Here is a 19625-nt window from a genome sequence, read left to right on the forward strand (position 1 = left end):
GCGCGGCCCTCGCTATGTAGGCCCCATGCACGAATATCAACTTGTCGACGGCGACCAGACCGTCCTTCGCGATGGCACCATCAAACTGCATGGGCCGGATGGCTTTGACGCGATGCGCAAGGCCGGGCGGCTCGCCGCCGAAATCCTCGACGCCTGCGCCGATCTGGTGCGCCCCGGCGTCACCACCGGAAGCATCGATGATGCCGTTCGCGGCATGATGCTGGATGCGGGCGCGGTGCCAGCTACGCTGGGCTATCGCGGCTATGCGCACTCGTCCTGCATCTCGATCAACCATGTGATCTGCCACGGTATTCCGGGCGACAAGATGCTGAAGGATGGCGACATCCTCAACATCGACGTCACCCCGCTTGTGGATGGCTGGCATGGCGATACGTCGCGGATGTTCTACGCGGGCGAGCCTTCGCTGAAGGCGAAAAAGTTGGTCGAAGTGACCTATGAATGCCTGATGCTCGGCATCGCGGCGGCCCAGCCCGGCGCGCGGCTGGGCGATATCGGCGCGGCAATTGAAGCGCACGCGAACCAGTTCCGCTACGGCGTGGTACGCGAATTCTGCGGGCATGGCCTCGGCCGCCTGTTCCACGACGCGCCCGAGGTGGTCCATGCGGCCAAGGCTGGGACGGGGCCGGAGCTGAAGCCGGGGATGTTCTTCACCATCGAACCGATGATCAACCTCGGCAAGCCCTGGGCCAAGGTGCTGGGCGATGGGTGGACGGCGGTGACGCGGGACAAGAGCCTGTCGGCGCAGTTTGAACACTCGATCGCGATCACCGAAACGGGCAACGAGATTTTTACGAAGAGCCCGACCGGGCGGGATTGCCCGCCTTACGCGTAGTTCCCCGTCCCGGGCTTGACCCGGAACCCCGCTTTTTTCGCGGAGAATAGCGGGGCCCCGGATCAAGTCCGGGGTGGGGTATTGATCATCAGTTTAATTGACCGAACAGATCGTCCCAATCCGGGTTTTCCTTCTCGATCAGCGCGAATTTCCACTCGCGATGCCAGCGTTTCAAACGTCGTTCGTGATGCTTGGCATCGACGATGCTCTCTGCTCGCTCAGCCCACACCAGCCGCGTCAGTCCATGCTCGTCGCAGAACTCTGATCCGCGTCCTTCACGGTGTTCGTACATGCGTTGTGCGAGATCGGTGGTTGATCCGACATACAAGGTTCCGCGATAGCGATTGGTCATAATGTAGACCCAGCCGCCTCGTGTTTCTCTTTGCATTGAGGCGGTTATGAAGAAGCGGGGTCCCGGGTCAAGCCCGGGATGGGGTGCTTGATGTTATTCCCCGTCCCGGACCTGAGCCGGGACCCAGCTTGCTTTGAACTACAAAAACAACACCGCCAACACCCCGACCATCACCACCACCAGCCCAACCGAGAACCCCAGCATCGCCAACACCGGCTTGGTCACACGCCCGTGCAGCACCCAATCATACGCGCAAGCAATCGCAATCGTGATCGGCGGCTGCACTGCAATCGCGACCGGATCGGGCAGGCCGAGGACCTGCACCACGCGGGCATAGGCAGGGGTCATCAGCGCTAGCGTTGCGATCAGCATCGCTTGGCGGTGCGCGGCAATGTCGCGGCGGCGGGCGAAATGCAGGGCGGCGAAATAGAGCGGCAGGAAGGTCGCGAAGGCGGCGAGGTTCACCACTGTCACCTCGGGGCGGCCAAGCTCCAGCCCGATGCGCCACGAAATCACCGACCCGCTCACCAGCATCGCGCCCACCAGTGCAATCGAGGCGCGGCCCGTGGCGCGGTGGGAGGCCAGCTTAAACCGCGCGGCGGCGAAGGCTTGGGTGGCGAGCAGGCCGAGCCAAGCGACCATGCTCACCGCGTGGAACACCACAATCGGCGTGTAGCGCGCCTGCACCTCAGGGTGCGCCGCCGCCTTGAGCGCGAAGGCGAACAGCGTGAAGCCCAGCAGCCCCATCGCTATATTGCCCATCAACTCATTCGCGCGAACGTGGCTTTCTGGCGCTCTCACTAATTCTCCCTTGCCGCCCGGATCGCGGCTCCGGCGGCAAACGGAGCGAGTGCCACCAGCGCGAGGCTTATGGCTCCAACGAAGCCGAGGCTCACTTGATCCTGACGGGCGAGTGCACCGGCACCGAAAATCAGGATGGGGAGGGCGAGGGGGATCAAGAGCAGGCCGGACAGCGCCGCGCCTGCGCGTAGGGAAGCGGTGAGGGCGGCGATCATCAGCCCGATAGCGGCCAGCCCCGGCGTGCCAGCGATAAGCCCCAGCAGCAGGATCTCGAACGTCTCGCCCTCGATCTTCAGCAGCGCGGCCGCCGGAAAGGTCGCCAGCACCAGCGGTGGGCCGAAGCTCAGCCAATGGGCGATCAGGCGCACCGCCATCATCGCCTCGTCCGCCATGCCGCGAAGGCGCAATTGGTCGAAGAAGCCTAGCTCGATATCCCGCGCCACCAGCTTCTCCAGCGGCAGGATCGCGGCCAACAGCGCCGCAATCCACACCACCCCGCCGCCAGTCTTGGCGAGGATGTTGGCATCCGGCCCGACCGCGAAGGGAAATAGCATGGCGACGGCGACGAAGAACACCACCGGCAGCGCGGCGCCGCTTCCGGTGAAGGGGAAGAACTGCGCGAGATCACGCCGCAGGAGCTGCATCAGCATCAAGCGTCCGCCTCGGCTGGCGTGGGCGCAAAGTCCTCGATTGCGAAGGCGGTCATCCCCGGCACATCGAGCGGCTGGTGCGAGGCGATCAGCGCGATGCCTCCCCCGTCACAATGCTCGCGCACCAGCCTGCTGACCAGCGCCTGCGAAGCGGTGTCGAGGCCCGAGAGCGGCTCGTCCAGCAGCCACACCGGCGCGGCCTGCCCCAGCACCCGCGCCAGCGCTGCGCGCTTTTTCTGGCCGGTGGAGAGATACCGCACCGGCACTTCCAGCAGGTTGCCGAGGCCAAGTCGGTCACAGCAGCTTTCCAGCGCGAGGTGCTCCACTGCGTCAATCTTCGCCCAGAACGCCAGCGCCAGGCCCAGCGGCATGTCAGGATCAAGCCCGGTGCGTTCATCCAGCAGCGCCAGCGCGCCCGTCCGTCGCACTTCGCCCGCATAGGGCGTCGTCAGCCCCGCCACCGCGCGGATCAGCGTCGTCTTGCCAGCACCGTTCGCCCCCGTGACATGGCACGCCGCCCCGGTGTCCAGCGCGAACGACAGCCGCCGGAACAGCAGCCGGTCTCCCCGGCGGCAGGCGAGATCATGCGCGGACAGGGCGGGTGAGGGCGCTTGCATTGGCGCGCAGCGTTAGGGAAAAGGGGCGGCGCAAACAAGCGACGCCTTTTTAAGGAACCTGTCCCATGTCCGTCCCCGAGCTTACGAGCGAAGAAATCACCCTGCTGCTCGCCGATCACCCCGCATGGGCGCTGGCGCGCGAGGGCAAGGCAATCACGCGGACGTTCCAGTTCAAGGATTTCTCGCAGGCCTGGGGCTTTATGAGCCGGGTCGCCCTGCTGGCCGAGGCGCAGGATCACCACCCGGAATGGTTCAATGTCTATGCTAAGGTCGAAGTGACGCTGACCACCCACGACGCTGGCCAGACCGGCGGCCTGTCCCAGCGCGATGTGACGCTGGCTCAAGCGATCGACGCGCTGGCGTGATGCGGGGCGCTGGGTTCCTTGTCGCGCTCGCGCTGACAGCTGGGCCGGTCGTAGCGCAGGAGCCTCAGAAGGAGGGGCGCGTCTGGCGCGGCACGCTTGGCGAGACGGCGATCACAGCCTGCTTCTTCGAGCATGATGCCCGCGCCGGGCTCTATTACGCCGATGCCGTGCTGGAACCGGTCCGGCTGGAGCCGACCGATGAAAGCGCGCCGCAGGTCGCCCGCGAAATGCGCGGTTTCGATGAGGCGACAGGGGCAATCTGGACCTTCGCGCCGGAAGCCGGTGATCGCCTTGCGGGTGACTGGCACGACGCTGGCCAGACCCGGCCAATCCGCCTGAACGCTATGCCCGCCGCTTTCTCCGAATACGGCACGCCCTGCGAAAGCGAAGCGTTCCTTGCGCCGCTGCTGGCGGGGGGAGAGACCACGGCCAAGCGGACGATTTTCGAAGGTACCGACTACACCGAACTAACCTATGCCGGGCCCAAGCGTTCTGGGCTTGATGATTACCTCGTCACCAGCTTCGCGCTTGATCGGGTGCGGCCCGGCGACGCGGCGATCAACCGCGCGCTGGGGGCGGCCCTGCCCGATGGCACCGCGGCGCATGTCGCGGGGCAATGCGTCGGATGGAGCATTGCCAATGCCAGCGGCGCGGCGGGCTATTGGGAACAGACCGTAGTTCCGATCCTGATGACGGCCCGCTGGCTGGGCGTGCGCGATAGCGGCAGCAGCTATTGCGGGAGTGCGCATCCCAATAATTACAGCGGCCTCGCCGTCTATGACCGCGATAGCGGGGCCGAGGTCGATCCGGCGGCTTGGTTCAAACCCGGCGCGCTGGCGTTCTATAACTGGGAAGGTGAGACCGAACCGAAGGCCGCCAAGCGTCCGATTGCGGGCCTGTCCGAAGCGCTCGGCAAGGCGGTGATGGCGCATTGGCCGGCGCGGGAGGACGGTGATGATTGCGGGATTGCCGATGGGTTTGGCGGCTCCAGCTGGCAGATTGGCCTCACCCGCGAAGGCCCGGTGTTCGTTCCGCAGCTCCCGCACGTGATCTTCGCCTGCACCGAGGAGGTTGTCCTGCCGTGGGCCGAGGCCCGCCCGTTCCTCTCGGCGGAGGGCAGGGCGGTGATGGACAGCTTGCGCTGATTACCTTCCGAGCGGCCCCGAACTCGCGCGCAGGTCCTTGCGGACACGGCCCGGCATCCAGCGCTTGGCGAAGGCCATCCGCTTCGCCGTTGCGCCGACAAAATAGTCGAGCTTGTCGCCGTGGACCGCGTCCCAGATTGCCTGCGCCACGTCCGCCACGGGGCTGATCTCCAACCCGGCCGCCGTCACCCGGTCGCGAATCTGTTCGTTCGATTTGCGGTTGCCGGTGCCGTTCAGCAGCGGGGTGTCGATGAATGCCGGGCAGACCGAGGCGACGGTGATCCCGTCCGGCGACCATTCGGCATCAAGGCTTTCGCTGACCGCGCGCACGCCGAACTTGGTGGCGCAATAGACGCTCATCCCCGGCGAGCCCGCGATTCCCGCAGCGCTGGCGATGTTGATCAGCGCCGATCGCGGCGCGCTCGCCTTGAGGTAGGGATAGACCGCCTGCGCGCCGTAGAGCACGCCCTTCAAGTTGATATCGAGGCAGCGGTCGATTTCCTCGGGGTCGAGTTCGGACAGCGATCCGCCAGTGCCGATCCCGGCATTGTTAACCAGCACATCGATCCGCCCGCCGGAAGCCGCGGCGAAGGACGATAGCGCCTCGTCCCAGCCCTTGCGGTCGCGGACATCGAGCTTGCCCGACCACTTGGCCTCGCCCGCGATGCCGGCCAGCGTTTCGGCCATCCCGGCCTCGTTGATGTCGGCCACGCCCACATACCAGCCGCGCGCGGCAAAATGCTGCGCGGTCGCACGGCCAATGCCCGATCCGCCGCCGGTTATGAAGATGCTGCGCTGGACGGTCATGGGGATCCTCTCTCGATTGCGTTTTGCGGGCCGTCTAGAGCGAACTGACACGCTTGTCAGCAGGCAGATTGGCGCTTGCCGCCCCTATTCCCCGAGCGCGGCCTCCAGCCCCTTCACGTGCTCCGCCCCATCGACGATCTGCGCGCTCGCCGGGGCCAGCGCATCGCCCAGCGGCTCGGCCCGCCCGCCCATGCATTCGGCGAGGAAATTCTCGGCAATGGCATAGAAGGCGATGTTGTTTTCAGGCCGGGCAAAGCCGTGGCCTTCGTCGGGGTAGAGGACATAGGTGACCGGGATGCCAGCCGCCTTCATCGCGCCCACAATCTGGTCGCTTTCGGACTGCTTGACGCGGGGATCATTCGCCCCTTGCGCGATCAGCAGCGGCTTGATGATCTTGTCCGCCTTGTAGAGCGGGCTTGCTGCCCTCAGCAGCGCGCGGCCCTCTTCGGTGCGGGGATCGCCCATGCGTTCGTGGAAGGTCTTCACCAGCGGCGCCCAATAGGGCGGGATGGTTTCGAGCAGGGTTTCCAAGTTCGAAGGGCCGACGATATCGACCCCGCAAGTGAAGACATCCGGCGTGAAGGTGAGGCCCGCCAGCGTGGCATACCCGCCGTAGGAACCGCCCATGATCGCGACCTTCTCACGCGCGGCAATGCCGTTCGCGACAGCCCAATCGACCGCGTCGATCAGGTCGTCATGCATGGTCAGGCCCCACTGCTTGTTGGCCGCGTTGAGGAACGCCTTGCCGAATCCGGTCGAGCCGCGGAAGTTGACGCTCAGCACGCCGTAACCGCGATTGGCGAGCAGCTGGTGCACGCCGTTGAAGCCATAGGCATCGCGCGCCCACGGCCCGCCATGCACCAGCAGCACCATCGGCACCGGCGCGGCGGGCTTGCCGTCACCGTTCGGATCGCTCGCCGGCGGCAGGGTGAGGTAGCACGGCAGCGTCAGCCCATCGCGGCTGGCGATCTCGACCGGGTGCATCGGCTGGAGCGGCGCTCCCTCCAACTCGGGGCGTGAGACGTAGAACGGGATCAGCGTCTGGGTTACGCGGTCGAAGATGAAGGTGCGCACCGGCTTGGTCAGCGGGTCATTGGCGATGATCCAGACGCTGTCATCATCGGTGCGGCTCTGCACGCTGAATTCGCCTTCCATCCGCTCGCTCAGCCACGCCAGCGCAGCGGCGATGGCAGGATCAATCGCGATCCAGCTGCGGGTCAGGTAATTGACGGCATAGGCCTCCACCACGCCGGTGATCGGATGGCGCAGTGTGCTGACGATATCGGCGCGGTCGTCCTCGGCGATCAGGCGGCGCTCGCCCGTCGCGGTGTCCTGCGCAAACAGCGCCGCAGTGTTCCGCCCGCGGCTGTCGATCCAGTAGAGCGTCGCCCCGTCGCTGGTATAGCCCGCAGGCGACGTGGTGAGCGCATCCTCCATCGCCGAGGTTTCGAACGGTTCGGGCTCGACCACGTTGTCCACCACGCGGAAGTAATCCGTCCCGCCTGCCTCGTTCTGCTGCATCGCCATGCGCAGGGTCAGCGTGTCATCCGCTTCGAACCCGGCATAGGCGTTGTTTTCCAGCACCAACGTCAATTCGCCGGTCGTGAGGTCGAGCAGGTGAATATCGTGCCACTGCGGATCGCGGTTGTTGAGGCCGAGCAGCAGCTTGTCCGTCCGCGTGGTCGACGCGCCGACCAGTTGGACGCGGGTGTTTTCGAACGGGGTGAGCGTGGTCTCGGCGCCGGTGGTCACATCGACGCGGTAAAGCAGGTAATTCTCGTCCCCGCCCTTGTCCTGAATATACATCACGGCGCTGGCGTCGGGCGACCAGAAATACTGGCGGATCGGGCGTTCGACGGCCTGAGTGACGGCGCGCGCGGCCTGCGGGTCGCTCGCCGGGGCGAGCCAGATGTTGAGCACGCCGTCCTTGGGCGCGAGCCAGCTCAGCCATTGGCCATCGGGGCTGATCTGTCCGGCGGCGCGGGTCGGATTGCCGAACAGGGCGTTGCGCGGGATGAGGGTGGCAGTGTCGGTCATGGTCTCTCCTGTATTGCGCAGTTAAGACACCATGCGGGCAGCTTCAAGCGGCCTTGCCGCGTTACAGCGCCGGGTTGGCGTAGAAATGCCAGGTGAAGATCGCCATGCTGCCGCGCTGGGGCGACCACCGCTCGGCCAGCTTGCGGGTGACGTTTTCGCCGGGGCGCTCTTCCAGATCGAGCAGGCGCTTCACGCCCTCCTGCACCGCCAGATCGCCTGCGGGCCAGATATCGGGGCGGCCCTCGGCGAACAGCAGGTAGATTTCCGCCGACCAGCGCCCGATCCCCTTGATCCGGGTCAGCAGCGCAATCGCCTCCTCGTCATCGACGGGCAGGTTGTGCAGATCGAGCTCGCCCGATTGCGCCAATTCGCACAGGCTCCGGGCATAGCCCTGTTTCTGGCGCGACAGCCCGCAGGCGCGCAACGCGTCGAAATCGCGCGACAGCAGGCAGGCCGGGGTGAAGTCCGCGCCCAGTTCCGCCTCCAGCTTGTTCCAGACCGATGCAGCCGACGCGACCGAGACCTGCTGGCCGATGATCGTGCGCAGCATTGTCGCAAATCCAGGCTCGCGGACACGCGCTTCGGGATAGCCGACCCGCGCCAGCGCCGAAGCCAGTTGCGGCTCTCGCAAAGCCAGCGCGTCCAGATCATCGCGCAATTTTTTCGCCGTTAGCCCCACTGCCACTTTCCTTAACTTGCCTTGCGCGCCAGACTATCATAGCAGCCCGCGAGCACCCTCACAGCGCACATCCTTGCGCCCAATAGCCGAAAAGGAACTTCGATCCATGCCCAGACTGGTCGTCACCAACCGCGAAGGCGCCACCAGCGAGATTTCCGTCGATGACGGGCTGACCGTGATGGAAGCGATCCGCGACAATGGCTTTGACGAACTGCTGGCACTTTGCGGCGGGTGCTGTTCCTGCGCGACCTGCCACATTCATGTCGATCCGGCCTTCGCCGACAAGCTGCCGAAGATGAGCGAAGACGAGGACGACCTGCTCGAATCCTCCGATCACCGCGCCCCGACCTCGCGCCTGTCGTGCCAGATCCCGCTGACCGCCGATCTTGATGGTCTGCACGTCACGATCGCTCCGGAAGACTGATAGCGTAGCGCACAGGGCCGGGCTGGTGGACGCTGACCTCGCCCGGTTCCTGCGCGACGAGTTGGGCCATGCTCCCACGGGCTCTGTGGGCCAGTGGGATGTGCGCGGTCCTGTGTGGCTTTGGCAGGGCAGCGACGGCGCGCCTGCCAAAGGTTCGTGGTATTTCCTGACCATCGATGGTGAGACTGCGCAGGCGATCCGCGCCGCTGCGACCAACGCCGCCGCCTGGGGCTCGGTCTATGTCGAGGCGACCATCGGCAACACCACGTGGCGCACGTCGCTGTTTCCCTCCAAACAGGCGGGTGGTTGGCTGCTCCCGCTGAAGGCTGCGGTGCGCAAGGCCGAGAAGATCGTCGAGGGCACAGAAGTCGAAGCGCGGCTGGCGCTCGCATCATAACGTCGCTCCCCATTCCGACGGAACGGGGAGGGACTTTGCCTCTTCGACATTGCCCCCAGCGCTCCGAGCGCCTAACTTGGTGCCATGAACATTACCCGCCCCTTCGGCGACACGCTCGCGCTTATCGGCAATACCCCCATCGTCCGCCTCGCCGGCCCCAGTGCGGCGGCTGGCTGCGACATCTACGGCAAGTGCGAATTCGCCAACCCCGGCTCCTCGGTGAAAGACCGCGCGGCGCTGTGGATCATCCGTGATGCCGAGGCGCGGGGCGAGCTGCTCCCCGGCGGCACGGTGGTCGAAGGCACGGCGGGCAATACCGGCATCGGTGTGGCGCTGGTCGCCAATGCCAAGGGTTACAAGACGATCATCGTCATGCCTGACAACCAGTCTAAGGAGAAGATGGACACGTTGCGGGCCTTGGGTGCGGAGCTAGTCCTGGTGCCGCCCACCAAGTTCGCGGACGCAGGCCACTTCGTCCACACCTCGCGCCGCTTGGCCGAGGAAACGCCGGGCGCGGTGTGGGCCAACCAGTTCGACAACATCGCCAACCGCCGCGCCCACATTGAAGGCACCGCGCCTGAAATCTGGGAGCAACTGGGCGGCCGCGTCGATGGTTTCACCTGCGCAGCGGGCACCGGCGGGACGATTGCGGGCGTGGGCCTCGGCCTCAAGGCGTTTGACGAGAACATCCGCATCGCGCTCACCGATCCGCACGGCGCGGCGCTCTACAACTACTACGCCCACGGCGAATTGCGTGCCGAAGGCAGCTCGGTCGCCGAAGGGATCGGGCAGGGGCGCATCACCGCCAACCTCGAAGGCGCACCGATCGACACGCAATACCGCATCAGCGACGAAGAAGGTCTCGTCTGGGTCGAACGCTTGCTGAAGGAAGAAGGCCTGTGCCTTGGCCTGTCGTCCGGCATCAATGTCGCAGGTGCGGTTGCGCTGGGCCGCGAGTTGGTCGCCGAAGGTCGCCCCAACCCGCAGGTCGCCACGATCCTGTGCGACACGGGCTTCCGCTACCTCTCGACGCTCTACAATGCCGAATGGCTGGCCGCGAAGGGCCTGCCGGTGTTCGACTGGCTCGCCCGCAATAGTGCGTCGGCCGAGGCGGTGAGCGCATGAGCCGCCCCTCGCTGATCGAGCGGTTGCGGCGGATGAACCAGCGCAGCCTGTTCGGCCCGGGCGTCCGGCGCATGGTCACCTCGTCGCGGACCGTAGGCGAGCCCGAGCCGGAGGATATCTCCACCGCAGGCCAGGCCCGCGCCGAGGCGGTGCAGCGCTTGCAGGTCGGCATGTTCGGGATCGGCGCGATGGTGCTGCTGGTTGGGCTGGCGAGCATCATCGGCGGGCAGGCGGAGCTAAACGAGGACCTCGCCGTGCCGGAAGCGGCTCCCACCACCGAGCCCAACCCGGTGCCTGCGCAGGCCAATCCGCTCGCCGATGCGGGCGTGGTGCCCGATATTGCCGCCGAGCCCAGCGCTTCGCCCATGCCCGCGCTGCCGCCTGCCGCTTCGGGCAATGTCGCCCCTGAGCAATAGCATCCGCGCCGCTTTGAGCGCGGTGTTGCTGGGGTTGAGCGCGTGCAGCGCCTCTCCGGCTGCGACGGATACCGAGACCGGAACCAGCACCAGCGCTGAGGTGGTCGATCCTCCCGCCATACGCATGGGGCTGATGAGCAGCCTGCCGCTTTATTGGCCGCTTGGCGCCGATCTGGCCGCCATCGCGCAAGGGCAGGGGCAGGTGCCATGGCAGCGTACCGCTTTGGCGCGCAGTTATGCCTTGGAGCCGCTCGACACGCTGTCCCCCATTCCCGCGCTCGCCGCGGATCAGCCTGACCTTGACCCCCTTTCCGGATTGCGCCGGATTGCGATCATCCAGCCGCGCGGTCTTTCGGCGTCGGATAATGTGGCGCTGGATCGCTGGGTGCGCGCTGGTGGCCGCTTGCTGCTGGTGCTCGATCCGGCGCTGACGGGCGAATACGATCTGCCACTGGGCGACCCGCGACGTCCGGTCGATACTGCGCTGATCCCGCCCGTGGTCGCGCGTTGGGGGCTGGCGGTCAGCTTTGACGAAGATCAGGCCGGGTCCGTCACGACCGCTCGCCTTGGCGAAACCGCGCTGCCGCTGGCGCTGTCCGGCGCGGTCGCCATCACTGATCCCAAGGCGGCGGACTGCACCCTTCTCGCCAACGGCGCGGCGGCGCGTTGCCGGGTGGGCAAGGGTGAGGTCACGCTGATCGCCGATGCCGCGCTGTTCGAGCATCAGGAGCTCGCTGGCGAGGGCGGAGCGACCATGCGCGCAGTGATCGCGGGGGCCCTGCAATGATCAGGGCGCGGGAAAATGCGGGAATAGCGGGACTCGGAGTCGGGCCGGGCGGGGGATTCTGCGGGAAACTGTGTGATTTCGGCGCGTTCGGCGGGGTTTTTGGGGTGAATCAGGCCCCGGAAACGGCCCCAAGGAAAACCAAAAATATCAATATAATCATGTAGATATCAACTTTTCCCGCTCTTTCCCGGAAATTACCCTTCCAAACCCACATCTTCCCCGATATTACCGGGGTCCATCAGATATGCCTGTTTGCATCGCGTCCGACTGGTGGGGTCGGCGCACCGGCTGCGCATGCGCGCGGCCGGGATGGGGAGGGCATATCTCGTCATGACGCGGAGCGCCCTTCGGGGGTGGGCCGCAACGGGTAAGAGGGGGCGGCAGGCACGTGTCTGCATTTGGAGGATATAATGGCCAAGCTTACTCGCCTTCGGGCGAGAAGGGCCGTTTTGTCCTTCCGCCAGCCTTCCGCAAAGCGGTCAAGGAAAGCTCCGGCGGCAGCCGCACCCTGTGCCTGACCGTCCATGACAAGTTCGATTGCCTGATCGGCTTCGGCCTTTCCCGGATCGACCAGCTCCACGCCAAGCTCGACCGCGAGGAAGACGCTGCCATCCGCCGCAACGACGACAGCTTTGACCGCGATGTCCGCGCCGCCCAGCTGTTCGGGTTCGAGCAGCTGTCCTTCGACGATTCCGGCCGCTTCATCATGCCGGAACACCTGCGCGATCTCGGCAAGATCGTCGATGGGGCCTATTTCCACGCGGCGGGCGATTTCTTCTTCGTCTGGGCGCCGGATCAGTTGATGGGCATGGGCCCCGAATGGAAGGGTGCGCAGGCCGCCTGTGCCAAGCTGATGGTCGCCGCCAAGAAGGGGGCTGCGGAATGACCCAGCCCGCTCCGCACATCCCCGTTCTGCTCGACGAAGTGGTCGCCGCGCTGGCCCCGCGTCCCGGCATGACCATTGTCGATGCGACCTTCGGCGCGGGCGGGTACACCACCGCGCTGCTGGAAGCTGGCGCCAGCGTCCACGCCTTCGACCGCGATCCCGACGCGATTGACGCGGGCCAAGCGCTCGTCGCCCGTTTCGACGGCCGCTTGGCGCTCCACCCCGCGCGCTTTTCCGCGATGCGCGCCGAACTCGCCGCGATTGGCGTGACGCAGGTTGACGCGGTGGTGATGGATATCGGCGTATCCTCGATGCAGCTCGACCAGGGCGATCGCGGCTTTGCCTTCATGCATGACGGCCCGCTCGACATGCGCATGAGCCAGGACGGGGAAAGCGCTGCCGATTTCCTCAACAACGCCGACGAGGAAGCTATCGCCAACGTCCTCTACCACTACGGCGAGGAACGTCAGTCGCGCCGGGTGGCCCGCGCCATCGTCGCCGCGCGTCCGCTGGCGAACACGGGCGAGCTGGCGCGCGTTGTGCGCCGCGCGCTGGGCTACAAGCCCCACGACAAGAAAGACCCGGCGACCCGCACATTCCAAGCCGTGCGCATCCATGTGAACGACGAACTGGGCGAACTCGAAGCCGGGCTCGCTGCGGCCGAGGCCCTGCTGGCCGAAGGCGGTGTGCTCGCGGTGGTGAGCTTCCACAGCCTCGAAGACCGGATTACCAAGCAGTTCCTGCGCACCGCCAGTGGCGCGGGCCGCTCGGTTTCGCGCCATCTGCCTGGGGAAATCCCCGGTCCCCCGCCTACCTTTGTGGCGGTGTCCAAAGCTATTCGTCCGTCCGAGGCCGAAATTGCCCGCAACCCGCGCGCCCGTTCATCCACCTTGCGCCATGCCACCCGCACCGGCGCACCGCCCAGGAGCCAAGCCGCATGATGAACCGCTCTCAGGCCCGTTCGCTTGGTTGGGTCGCCGTGCTGGCGGTCTGCTTTGCGTTGGTGGTGGTGCTCAGTTTCAAGGTTCACGCGGTGAAAAGCGAAGTGCTGCTCGCCGAACGCCAGCTGATCGCGCTCGAACGCGAGACGCTGCTTCTGGAAACCGAGTTCGAGACCCGCGCCAGCCAGCGCCAGCTTGCTGAATGGAACACGGTCGAATTCGGCTATTCTGCACCGCGCGCCGGGCAGTTCCTTGAGGCCGAGCGCCAGCTCGCAAGCCTTGGCGAGACGCTCGGCCCGGATCAACCGGCACAGATCCGGCTAGCCCGCGCGGACAGCGCCGATGTGGCCGAGGCCGCCAGCGACGCGCCGATGCGCTCGCCGGTTTCGGGTGCGAAGGTGACGCTGGCGTCGGCATCGAGCGAGAAGGACGCGGGCGCAGTGTTTGCCGAGGCGTTTGGTGACTTCCTGATCGAAGCCTCGCCGATCCGCCCCGCGCGTGCTGAAACGCCGAAGTCCTCCACGAAGGTCGCTGTTGCAGGTGCAGGCGAATGAACACGCTGGCGGCTCCGCTGGCCGCACGCGTCGCCACCCCTGTCATTCCCGCCGGCCGCTTGCCCAGCATGGGCCTGCGCGCGCAATTGCTGTGGACCGCGCGGGTGCGGGTGCTGTGGCTGCTAGGCGGCTTTGCCCTGATTGCCCTGATCGCGCTGCTGCGGATCGCCTCACTCGGGCTGGCTGGTCAGGCGCCGCAGCGCACTAGCCTAGAAGATGCGCTGCTGCCGTCGCGCGGTGAGATCACCGACCGCAACGGTGCCCCGTTGGCGCGTGCCTTCCCGGCCTATGCGCTGCGGCTCAATCCCGAGGCGATGAAGGATAGCGGAAGCCCCCTGGTGCGCTCCCCTGCCGAGATCGCGCGTGAACTGAAGGCGATCTTCCCGGATATCGACGAAGCTCGCATGGCCCGCCGCCTCGCTTCTGGCAGGGCGGGCTACCTGCGCCGCCGCATCCTCCCCGAAGAAGCCAACCGCGTCTTCGGCCTCGGCGAAACCGCGCTGGAAATCCCGCGCGAGACCGATCGCTACTATCCGCAAGGCACGCTGGCAGCGCACGTCCTGGGCTATGTGGTCGAGGACGAAGGCGGCAAGATCGGCATGGAAGAGGTGCTGCAGAAGCATCTCAGCCACCCCGACAGCCGCATGGAACCCGTCGCGCTGTCCATCGATGTCCGGGCGCAGGGCGCGCTGGAGGACGAACTGCGCCGCGGGATGCTGGCGACCAACGCGCTTGGCGCGGCGGGCATCGTGCTGGATGTCGATACGGGCGAAGTGATGGCGATGGCCTCGCTCCCGGAATTCGATCCCAACACTGCGGGCGCTGCCGGGGCGACCAATGTCTTCAACCGCGCCACCAATGGCGTTTACGAACTCGGTTCGACTTTCAAACCGCTGACCGTAGCTGCCGCAATTGATGCGGGCGTGGTGCGCGATCTCGGCCGCCAGTGGAACGCTGCGCCGGTGCCGGTGGGCAGCCGCACGATCAAAGATTCGCACGCCATGGGGGCGAGCATGAACGTGCCGCAGGCGCTGGTGCATTCCTCCAATACCGTCACCGCGCGCGTGGCCGACGAACTCGGCCCGGAACGTCTGCGCCGCGCGATGATGGATCTGGGCATGGACCGCCGCCCTTTCATCGAACTTCCCGGCAAGGGCAGGCCGCTGTGGCCGAAGGGCAACTGGAGCCGCGTCACCAACATGACCGTGGGCTTTGGGCATGGGTTGTCGGTCACGCCGCTGCACCTCGCCACCGCCTATGCTGCCATGGTCAATGGTGGGATCTGGCGTCCGTCGACGCTGATGAAGCTCGATCCCACGAAGGTTCCGCGCGGGCGCCGGGTGTTCAAGGAATCGACCTCTTCGCGGATGCGCCAGCTGCTGCGTATGATCTCGCTCTATGGCACCGGCCGGAACGCCGATGCGCCCGGATATCGGGTGGGCGGCAAAACGGGTTCGGCTGAAAAGGCCGGGGTCGGGGGGTACAACAAGACCAAGCTCGTCTCGTCCTTCGCTGCCGCCTTCCCGATGGACGCGCCGCGTTACGTGGTGGTGGTGGTGGTCGACGAGCCAAAGGGCACCATCGCCAGCAGCTTCCAGCGCACCGCCGCCTTCACCTCGGCGCCGATTGTCGGGCGGCTGGTGCCGCGTATCGGCCCGATGCTGGGCGTGCAACCGGATGAGAATCGCGACGTCGATATCTCAGATCTGCGCTATCTGGTGGATAAGGGCGAATGAAGCTGGGTGAGCTTCTGGCAAAGGCGGGTCTGGCAGGCGGCGGCGACCAGAGTGTCACCGGCTTTGCCATCGATCACCGTAAGGTTGCCCCCGGAACCGTGTTTGGCGCTTTCGAAGGCGCAAGTGTCAATGGCGAGGACTTCATCCGCCCTGCCATCGCTGCGGGCGCGATTGCTGTCGTCGCCCGCCCGGAAGCTCGCGTCGAAGGTGCGTTGCACCTTGCCGACGTCAACCCACGACGCGCCTTTGCGCGCCTTGCTGCGGGCTTTTTCTCTCCGGTGCCTGCCACGCTTGTCGCTGTGACCGGCACCAACGGCAAGACCTCCTGCGTCGAGATGACCCGCCAGATCTGGCGCATGGCGGGCGAGCGTGCGGCGAGCATTGGCACGCTGGGCGTGACCACGCCTGACGGTTCTGTTTCGACCGGGCTGACCACCCCTGACATCGTCACCTTTCTCTCCAATATGAGCGGTTTGGCGCGTGAAGGCGTGACCCATGTTGCGTACGAGGCGTCGAGCCACGGCCTGTCGCAATATCGCAACGAGGGGCTGATGGTCTCCGCGAGCGCCTTCACCAATTTCAGCCGCGATCACCTCGACTACCATGGCACGATGGATGCCTATTTCGCGGCCAAGATGCGGCTGTTCACCGAAGTTGTCGCACCCGGCAGCCCGGCGGTGATCCATGACGCAGGCGACGGGTCGGAATGGACCGCCAAGGCGATTGCCGAGGCCGAGGCGCGCGGGCTCAAGGTCTTGAGCGTGGGCGAGGGCGGCACCTTCCTGCGGCTTGTTTCGCGTGAACCCGGACAGTTGGGGCAGGTTCTTCACATCGAATATGAAGGCGATACGCGGAAGGTCAACCTACCGCTGATCGGCGCCTATCAGGCGGCCAATGCACTGGTTTCAGCCGGCCTTGCCATGGCGACCGGGGTTGCGCCTTCGACCGTGTTCGAAGCGCTGACCCGGCTCCAGCCGGTGCGCGGGCGGTTGGAGCGGGCGGCGCTCAATCAGGCGGGTGCTCCTGTCTATGTCGACTATGCCCACACGCCCGATGCCCTCGAAGCGGCCATCGCGGCGCTGCGCCCGCATGTGGCGGAGGGCGGCAAGCTGATCGTGGTTTACGGCGCGGGCGGAGACCGCGATGCGGGCAAGCGTCCCCAGATGGGCGAAGTCGCCGCGCGCGCCGCTGACATTGCCATTGTCACTGACGACAACCCCCGCAGCGAAGACCCGGCCGCCATCCGTGCCGCGATCATGGCCGGGGCCGGGCCCAACACCCGCGAAGTGGGTGACCGCCGCGCCGCCATCGCAGTCGCAGTTGGGGAAGCCGGGGCAAACGACATTGTGCTCATCGCCGGCAAAGGCCACGAGCAGGGTCAAATATTCGGGTCTGGAGAAACAATGCGGATCGAAGCTTTCGACGATGTCGAGGTTGCGCGTGAATGTGCTGGAGGGCAGTGCTGATGAACATGCCCATCGCTCACCCGATGCTGCATCAATGGCCGGTTACGGCCCGCGACACGCTGCCGCTTGCCCTGTGGAGCGCGGCCGAAATCGAAGCGGCCACCGGCGGCATTGCCAGCCATGACTTTCAGGCCGCAGGCGTCGAGATGGACTCCCGCGATGTGAAGCCGGGCGATCTGTTCGTGGCCTTGAAAGGCGATGCCATGGACGGCCACCGCTTTATCGAGGCGGCCTTCGCCAAGGGCGCGGTTGCTGCGATTGTCGACCGTCCGGTCGATGTTCCTCACGTAATCGTCAAGGATACCACCGCCGCGCTTCACGCGCTCGCCCACGCTGCGCGCGACCGCGCGATTGAGGCGGTGCGGATCGGGATCACCGGATCGGTCGGCAAGACCGGCGTGAAGGAAGCGATCTTCGCATGCCTCGACCGCGCCAGCCGCGGCGCGGCGCATCGGTCGGTGCGCTCATACAACAACCATGTTGGCGTTCCGCTCAGCCTTGCGCGAATGCCCGCGCGGGCCAAGTTCGGCGTGTTTGAGATGGGCATGAACCACCAGGGCGAAATCGCCCCGCTCTCCGCCCATGCCCGCCCCCACGTCGCGCTGATCACCACCATCGCGCCCGCGCATATCGAAAACCTCGGTAGCCTTGAGGCTATCGCGGACGAGAAAGCGCAGATCTTCACGGGCCTCGTCCCCGGCGGTGTGGCGATCATTCCGGCGGATAGCGAATTTGCTGATCGCATGATCGGCCATGCCAAGGCTTGCGGTGCCCTTGTCGTCACCTTCGGGCGCGCCAAGACTGCCGATGTCCGCCTGCTCGACGCGATCCCGGCGGCGGGTGGCGGCTCGCTCGTCACCGCTGATCTGGGCGACCGGCGCATTTGCTACACAATCGCCGAACCGGGCGAGCATTGGATCGTCAATTCGCTGGGCGTCATGGCCGCCGTGCGCGCCGCTGGCGGCGATCTCGCGAGCGCGGGTCTGGCGCTGGCCGAGATGGGCGGTCTGAAGGGTCGGGGCGCACGCCACACCATCGCGGCGCGCGGCGGCACGGCGCTGCTGATCGACGAAAGCTACAACGCCAACCCCGCTTCCATGCGCGCGACCCTCAAGGCGCTCAGCCAAACGCCTGCCACCCGCCGGATCGCGGTGCTCGGCAGCATGAAGGAGCTCGGCGACTTTGCCGACCGCTTCCACCGCCAGCTGGCCGAGCCGATTGTCGAGGCTGGCGTCTCCCACGTGATCCTGGTTGGCGACGAGATGCGCGCCCTTGCAGACGAGTTGGGGAAAGCCACCGCCGCAATGCTTGGCAACAGCGTCACCTTCGCCCATTGCGAAGGGCCTGCCGAGGCTATCGCTGCGCTCGGGCAATTCGGTCTTGCGCAAGGCGATGCGGTGCTGGTCAAGGGGTCCAATTCGGTTGGTCTTGGAAGACTGGTGTCGCATCTTACCGAGACTGCCCGTGCACCAGGCGCAACCGGAGGCTGAGGCCGAGCCAAGGGACGACTGAATGCTATATCTGCTTGCCGAGTGGCTTGGCTTCGAGGGCATCCTCAATCTGGTTCGTTACCAGAGCTTTCGTGCGGGCGCGACGCTGATGACAGCGCTGGTGATCGGCCTGATCATCGGGCCGCGTTTCATCAACCTGCTGCGCGTGCGGCAGGGCAAAGGCCAACCGATCCGCGAAGACGGCCCACAATCGCACCTCGCCAAGCGCGGGACGCCGACAATGGGGGGCTTGATGATCCTCACCTCGCTGACAGCGGCGCTGTTGCTGTGGATGGACCTGTCGAGCCCGTTCGTGTGGGCCTGCTTGGCGGTCACCATCGGCTTCGGGATCATCGGCTTCCTTGATGATTACGACAAGGTATCCAAGAACAGCCACGCAGGCGTTCCGGCGCGGGTGCGCCTGCTGGGTGAGTTTGTGGTAGCAGGGTTGGCGAGTTGGCTGATCGTCAGCCAGATCAACACCAACCTCTACCTGCCGTTCCTGACCGGGGTGAGCATTCCGCTGGGGCCGGCCTATTACGTGTTCGCGGCCTTTGTCATCGTGGGCGCGGGCAATGCGGTGAACCTGACTGATGGGCTGGATGGCCTCGCGATCATGCCGGTGATCATTGCCAGCGGCACCTTTGCGATCATCGCCTATCTGGTGGGGCGCGCGGATTTCTCCACCTATCTCGGCATCCCGCACGTGCCGGGTGCGGGCGAGCTGGCGATCTTCTGCGCGGCGATCATGGGGGCGGGGCTCGCCTTCCTGTGGTTCAATGCGCCCCCTGCAGCGGTGTTCATGGGCGATACCGGTTCACTGGCACTGGGCGGTGCGCTGGGCGCGATTGCGGTCGCTTCGCACCATGAGGTCGTGCTGGCGATTGTCGGCGGGCTGTTCGTGCTCGAAGCCGTCAGCGTGATTGTGCAGGTGTTCTGGTTCAAGCGCACCGGACGGCGGGTGTTCAAGATGGCCCCGATCCACCACCATTTCGAGCAATTGGGCTGGAGCGAGAGCAAGGTCGTGATCCGGTTCTGGATCATCGCCATCGTGTTGGCGCTGATCGGCCTTTCGACGCTGAAGCTGCGGTAGGGCG

Annotated in this window: 22 protein-coding genes; 15 read left to right on the top strand and 7 right to left on the bottom strand. The window is 65.9% G+C overall.

Annotated features, from left to right (window positions below):
* Positions 1 to 25: 25 nt before the first annotated feature.
* A complete protein-coding gene (gene map, locus GRI59_RS13705) occupies positions 26 to 853 on the top strand; it encodes a type I methionyl aminopeptidase (protein ID WP_160761807.1) in 828 nt (275 codons plus the stop codon).
* Positions 854 to 941: 88 nt separating this feature from the next.
* Here the strand turns inward: map and GRI59_RS13710 are convergent, their stop codons facing one another.
* The 4 genes from GRI59_RS13710 to ccmA form a co-directional block, all read right to left on the bottom strand.
* Positions 942 to 1241 (bottom strand): GIY-YIG nuclease family protein, encoded by a 300-nt coding sequence (locus GRI59_RS13710; protein WP_160761808.1) that lies wholly within the window; start codon positions 1239 to 1241, stop codon positions 942 to 944.
* A 102-nt stretch (positions 1242 to 1343) separates the two neighbouring features.
* On the bottom strand, positions 1344 to 2006 hold the full coding sequence (locus GRI59_RS13715) for a hypothetical protein (protein ID WP_337190280.1): 663 nt from the start codon (positions 2004 to 2006) through the stop codon (positions 1344 to 1346).
* Positions 2006 to 2656, bottom strand: coding sequence for a heme exporter protein CcmB (locus GRI59_RS13720; protein ID WP_160761809.1), 651 nt, complete (start codon positions 2654 to 2656; stop codon positions 2006 to 2008). Before GRI59_RS13720 ends, GRI59_RS13715 begins: the two co-directional genes overlap by 1 nt.
* Positions 2656 to 3273: a heme ABC exporter ATP-binding protein CcmA gene (gene ccmA / locus GRI59_RS13725; RefSeq protein ID WP_160761810.1), complete on the bottom strand. Its 618-nt coding sequence runs from the start codon at positions 3271 to 3273 to the stop codon at positions 2656 to 2658. The genes GRI59_RS13720 and ccmA overlap by 1 nt, the downstream gene beginning before the upstream one ends.
* A gap of 65 nt (positions 3274 to 3338) precedes the next feature.
* Between ccmA and GRI59_RS13730 the strand changes: the two genes are divergently transcribed.
* Together GRI59_RS13730 and GRI59_RS13735 are read left to right on the top strand one after the other, a co-directional pair.
* Positions 3339 to 3638: a 4a-hydroxytetrahydrobiopterin dehydratase gene (locus GRI59_RS13730; RefSeq protein WP_160761811.1), complete on the top strand. Its 300-nt coding sequence runs from the start codon at positions 3339 to 3341 to the stop codon at positions 3636 to 3638.
* On the top strand, positions 3638 to 4783 hold the full coding sequence (locus GRI59_RS13735; RefSeq protein ID WP_160761812.1) for a hypothetical protein: 1146 nt from the start codon (positions 3638 to 3640) through the stop codon (positions 4781 to 4783). Before GRI59_RS13730 ends, GRI59_RS13735 begins: the two co-directional genes overlap by 1 nt.
* Here the strand turns inward: GRI59_RS13735 and GRI59_RS13740 are convergent, their stop codons facing one another.
* The 3 genes from GRI59_RS13740 to GRI59_RS13750 form a co-directional block, all read right to left on the bottom strand.
* Positions 4784 to 5590 (bottom strand): SDR family oxidoreductase, encoded by an 807-nt coding sequence (locus GRI59_RS13740; RefSeq protein WP_160761813.1) that lies wholly within the window; start codon positions 5588 to 5590, stop codon positions 4784 to 4786. It abuts the gene before it with no gap.
* A gap of 84 nt (positions 5591 to 5674) precedes the next feature.
* Entirely contained in the window at positions 5675 to 7627 is a 1953-nt protein-coding gene (locus GRI59_RS13745; protein ID WP_160761814.1) for a S9 family peptidase, read from the bottom strand.
* 61 nt (positions 7628 to 7688) lie between these two features.
* Positions 7689 to 8306 carry a DNA glycosylase family protein gene (locus GRI59_RS13750; protein ID WP_160761815.1) on the bottom strand — a complete coding sequence of 206 codons (618 nt, stop codon included), beginning with the start codon at positions 8304 to 8306 and terminating at the stop codon, positions 7689 to 7691.
* A gap of 106 nt (positions 8307 to 8412) precedes the next feature.
* Between GRI59_RS13750 and GRI59_RS13755 the strand changes: the two genes are divergently transcribed.
* The 12 genes from GRI59_RS13755 to mraY all read left to right on the top strand — a co-directional run bounded on the left by GRI59_RS13755 (position 8413) and on the right by mraY (position 19621).
* Complete coding sequence (locus tag GRI59_RS13755) at positions 8413 to 8730, top strand: 2Fe-2S iron-sulfur cluster-binding protein (protein ID WP_160761816.1); 318 nt, start codon at positions 8413 to 8415, stop codon at positions 8728 to 8730.
* 25 nt (positions 8731 to 8755) lie between these two features.
* Positions 8756 to 9127 (top strand): DUF1905 domain-containing protein, encoded by a 372-nt coding sequence (locus GRI59_RS13760; protein ID WP_337190281.1) that lies wholly within the window; start codon positions 8756 to 8758, stop codon positions 9125 to 9127.
* A gap of 84 nt (positions 9128 to 9211) precedes the next feature.
* Entirely contained in the window at positions 9212 to 10252 is a 1041-nt protein-coding gene (locus GRI59_RS13765; RefSeq protein WP_160761818.1) for a cysteine synthase A, read from the top strand.
* Positions 10249 to 10668 carry a hypothetical protein gene (locus tag GRI59_RS13770; RefSeq protein ID WP_160761819.1) on the top strand — a complete coding sequence of 140 codons (420 nt, stop codon included), beginning with the start codon at positions 10249 to 10251 and terminating at the stop codon, positions 10666 to 10668. Before GRI59_RS13765 ends, GRI59_RS13770 begins: the two co-directional genes overlap by 4 nt.
* Positions 10649 to 11455 (top strand): motility-associated ABC transporter substrate-binding family protein, encoded by an 807-nt coding sequence (locus tag GRI59_RS13775; RefSeq protein ID WP_160761820.1) that lies wholly within the window; start codon positions 10649 to 10651, stop codon positions 11453 to 11455. Before GRI59_RS13770 ends, GRI59_RS13775 begins: the two co-directional genes overlap by 20 nt.
* A 388-nt stretch (positions 11456 to 11843) precedes the next feature.
* On the top strand, positions 11844 to 12341 hold the full coding sequence (locus GRI59_RS13780) for a division/cell wall cluster transcriptional repressor MraZ (RefSeq protein ID WP_160761821.1): 498 nt from the start codon (positions 11844 to 11846) through the stop codon (positions 12339 to 12341).
* On the top strand, positions 12338 to 13282 hold the full coding sequence (gene rsmH / locus GRI59_RS13785) for a 16S rRNA (cytosine(1402)-N(4))-methyltransferase RsmH (RefSeq protein ID WP_160761822.1): 945 nt from the start codon (positions 12338 to 12340) through the stop codon (positions 13280 to 13282). The genes GRI59_RS13780 and rsmH overlap by 4 nt, the downstream gene beginning before the upstream one ends.
* Positions 13279 to 13836: a hypothetical protein gene (locus GRI59_RS13790; RefSeq protein WP_160761823.1), complete on the top strand. Its 558-nt coding sequence runs from the start codon at positions 13279 to 13281 to the stop codon at positions 13834 to 13836. The genes rsmH and GRI59_RS13790 overlap by 4 nt, the downstream gene beginning before the upstream one ends.
* Positions 13833 to 15572: a peptidoglycan D,D-transpeptidase FtsI family protein gene (locus GRI59_RS13795; protein WP_160761824.1), complete on the top strand. Its 1740-nt coding sequence runs from the start codon at positions 13833 to 13835 to the stop codon at positions 15570 to 15572. The genes GRI59_RS13790 and GRI59_RS13795 overlap by 4 nt, the downstream gene beginning before the upstream one ends.
* A complete protein-coding gene (locus GRI59_RS13800; protein WP_160761825.1) occupies positions 15569 to 17038 on the top strand; it encodes a UDP-N-acetylmuramoyl-L-alanyl-D-glutamate--2,6-diaminopimelate ligase in 1470 nt (489 codons plus the stop codon). The genes GRI59_RS13795 and GRI59_RS13800 overlap by 4 nt, the downstream gene beginning before the upstream one ends.
* Positions 17038 to 18528: a UDP-N-acetylmuramoyl-tripeptide--D-alanyl-D-alanine ligase gene (locus GRI59_RS13805; protein ID WP_160761826.1), complete on the top strand. Its 1491-nt coding sequence runs from the start codon at positions 17038 to 17040 to the stop codon at positions 18526 to 18528. Before GRI59_RS13800 ends, GRI59_RS13805 begins: the two co-directional genes overlap by 1 nt.
* Positions 18529 to 18550: 22 nt before the next feature.
* On the top strand, positions 18551 to 19621 hold the full coding sequence (mraY, locus tag GRI59_RS13810; protein ID WP_160761827.1) for a phospho-N-acetylmuramoyl-pentapeptide-transferase: 1071 nt from the start codon (positions 18551 to 18553) through the stop codon (positions 19619 to 19621).
* Positions 19622 to 19625: the final 4 nt, after the last annotated feature.

This window comes from Erythrobacter ramosus (assembly GCF_009828055.1).
Classification (GTDB): domain Bacteria; phylum Pseudomonadota; class Alphaproteobacteria; order Sphingomonadales; family Sphingomonadaceae; genus Erythrobacter; species Erythrobacter ramosus.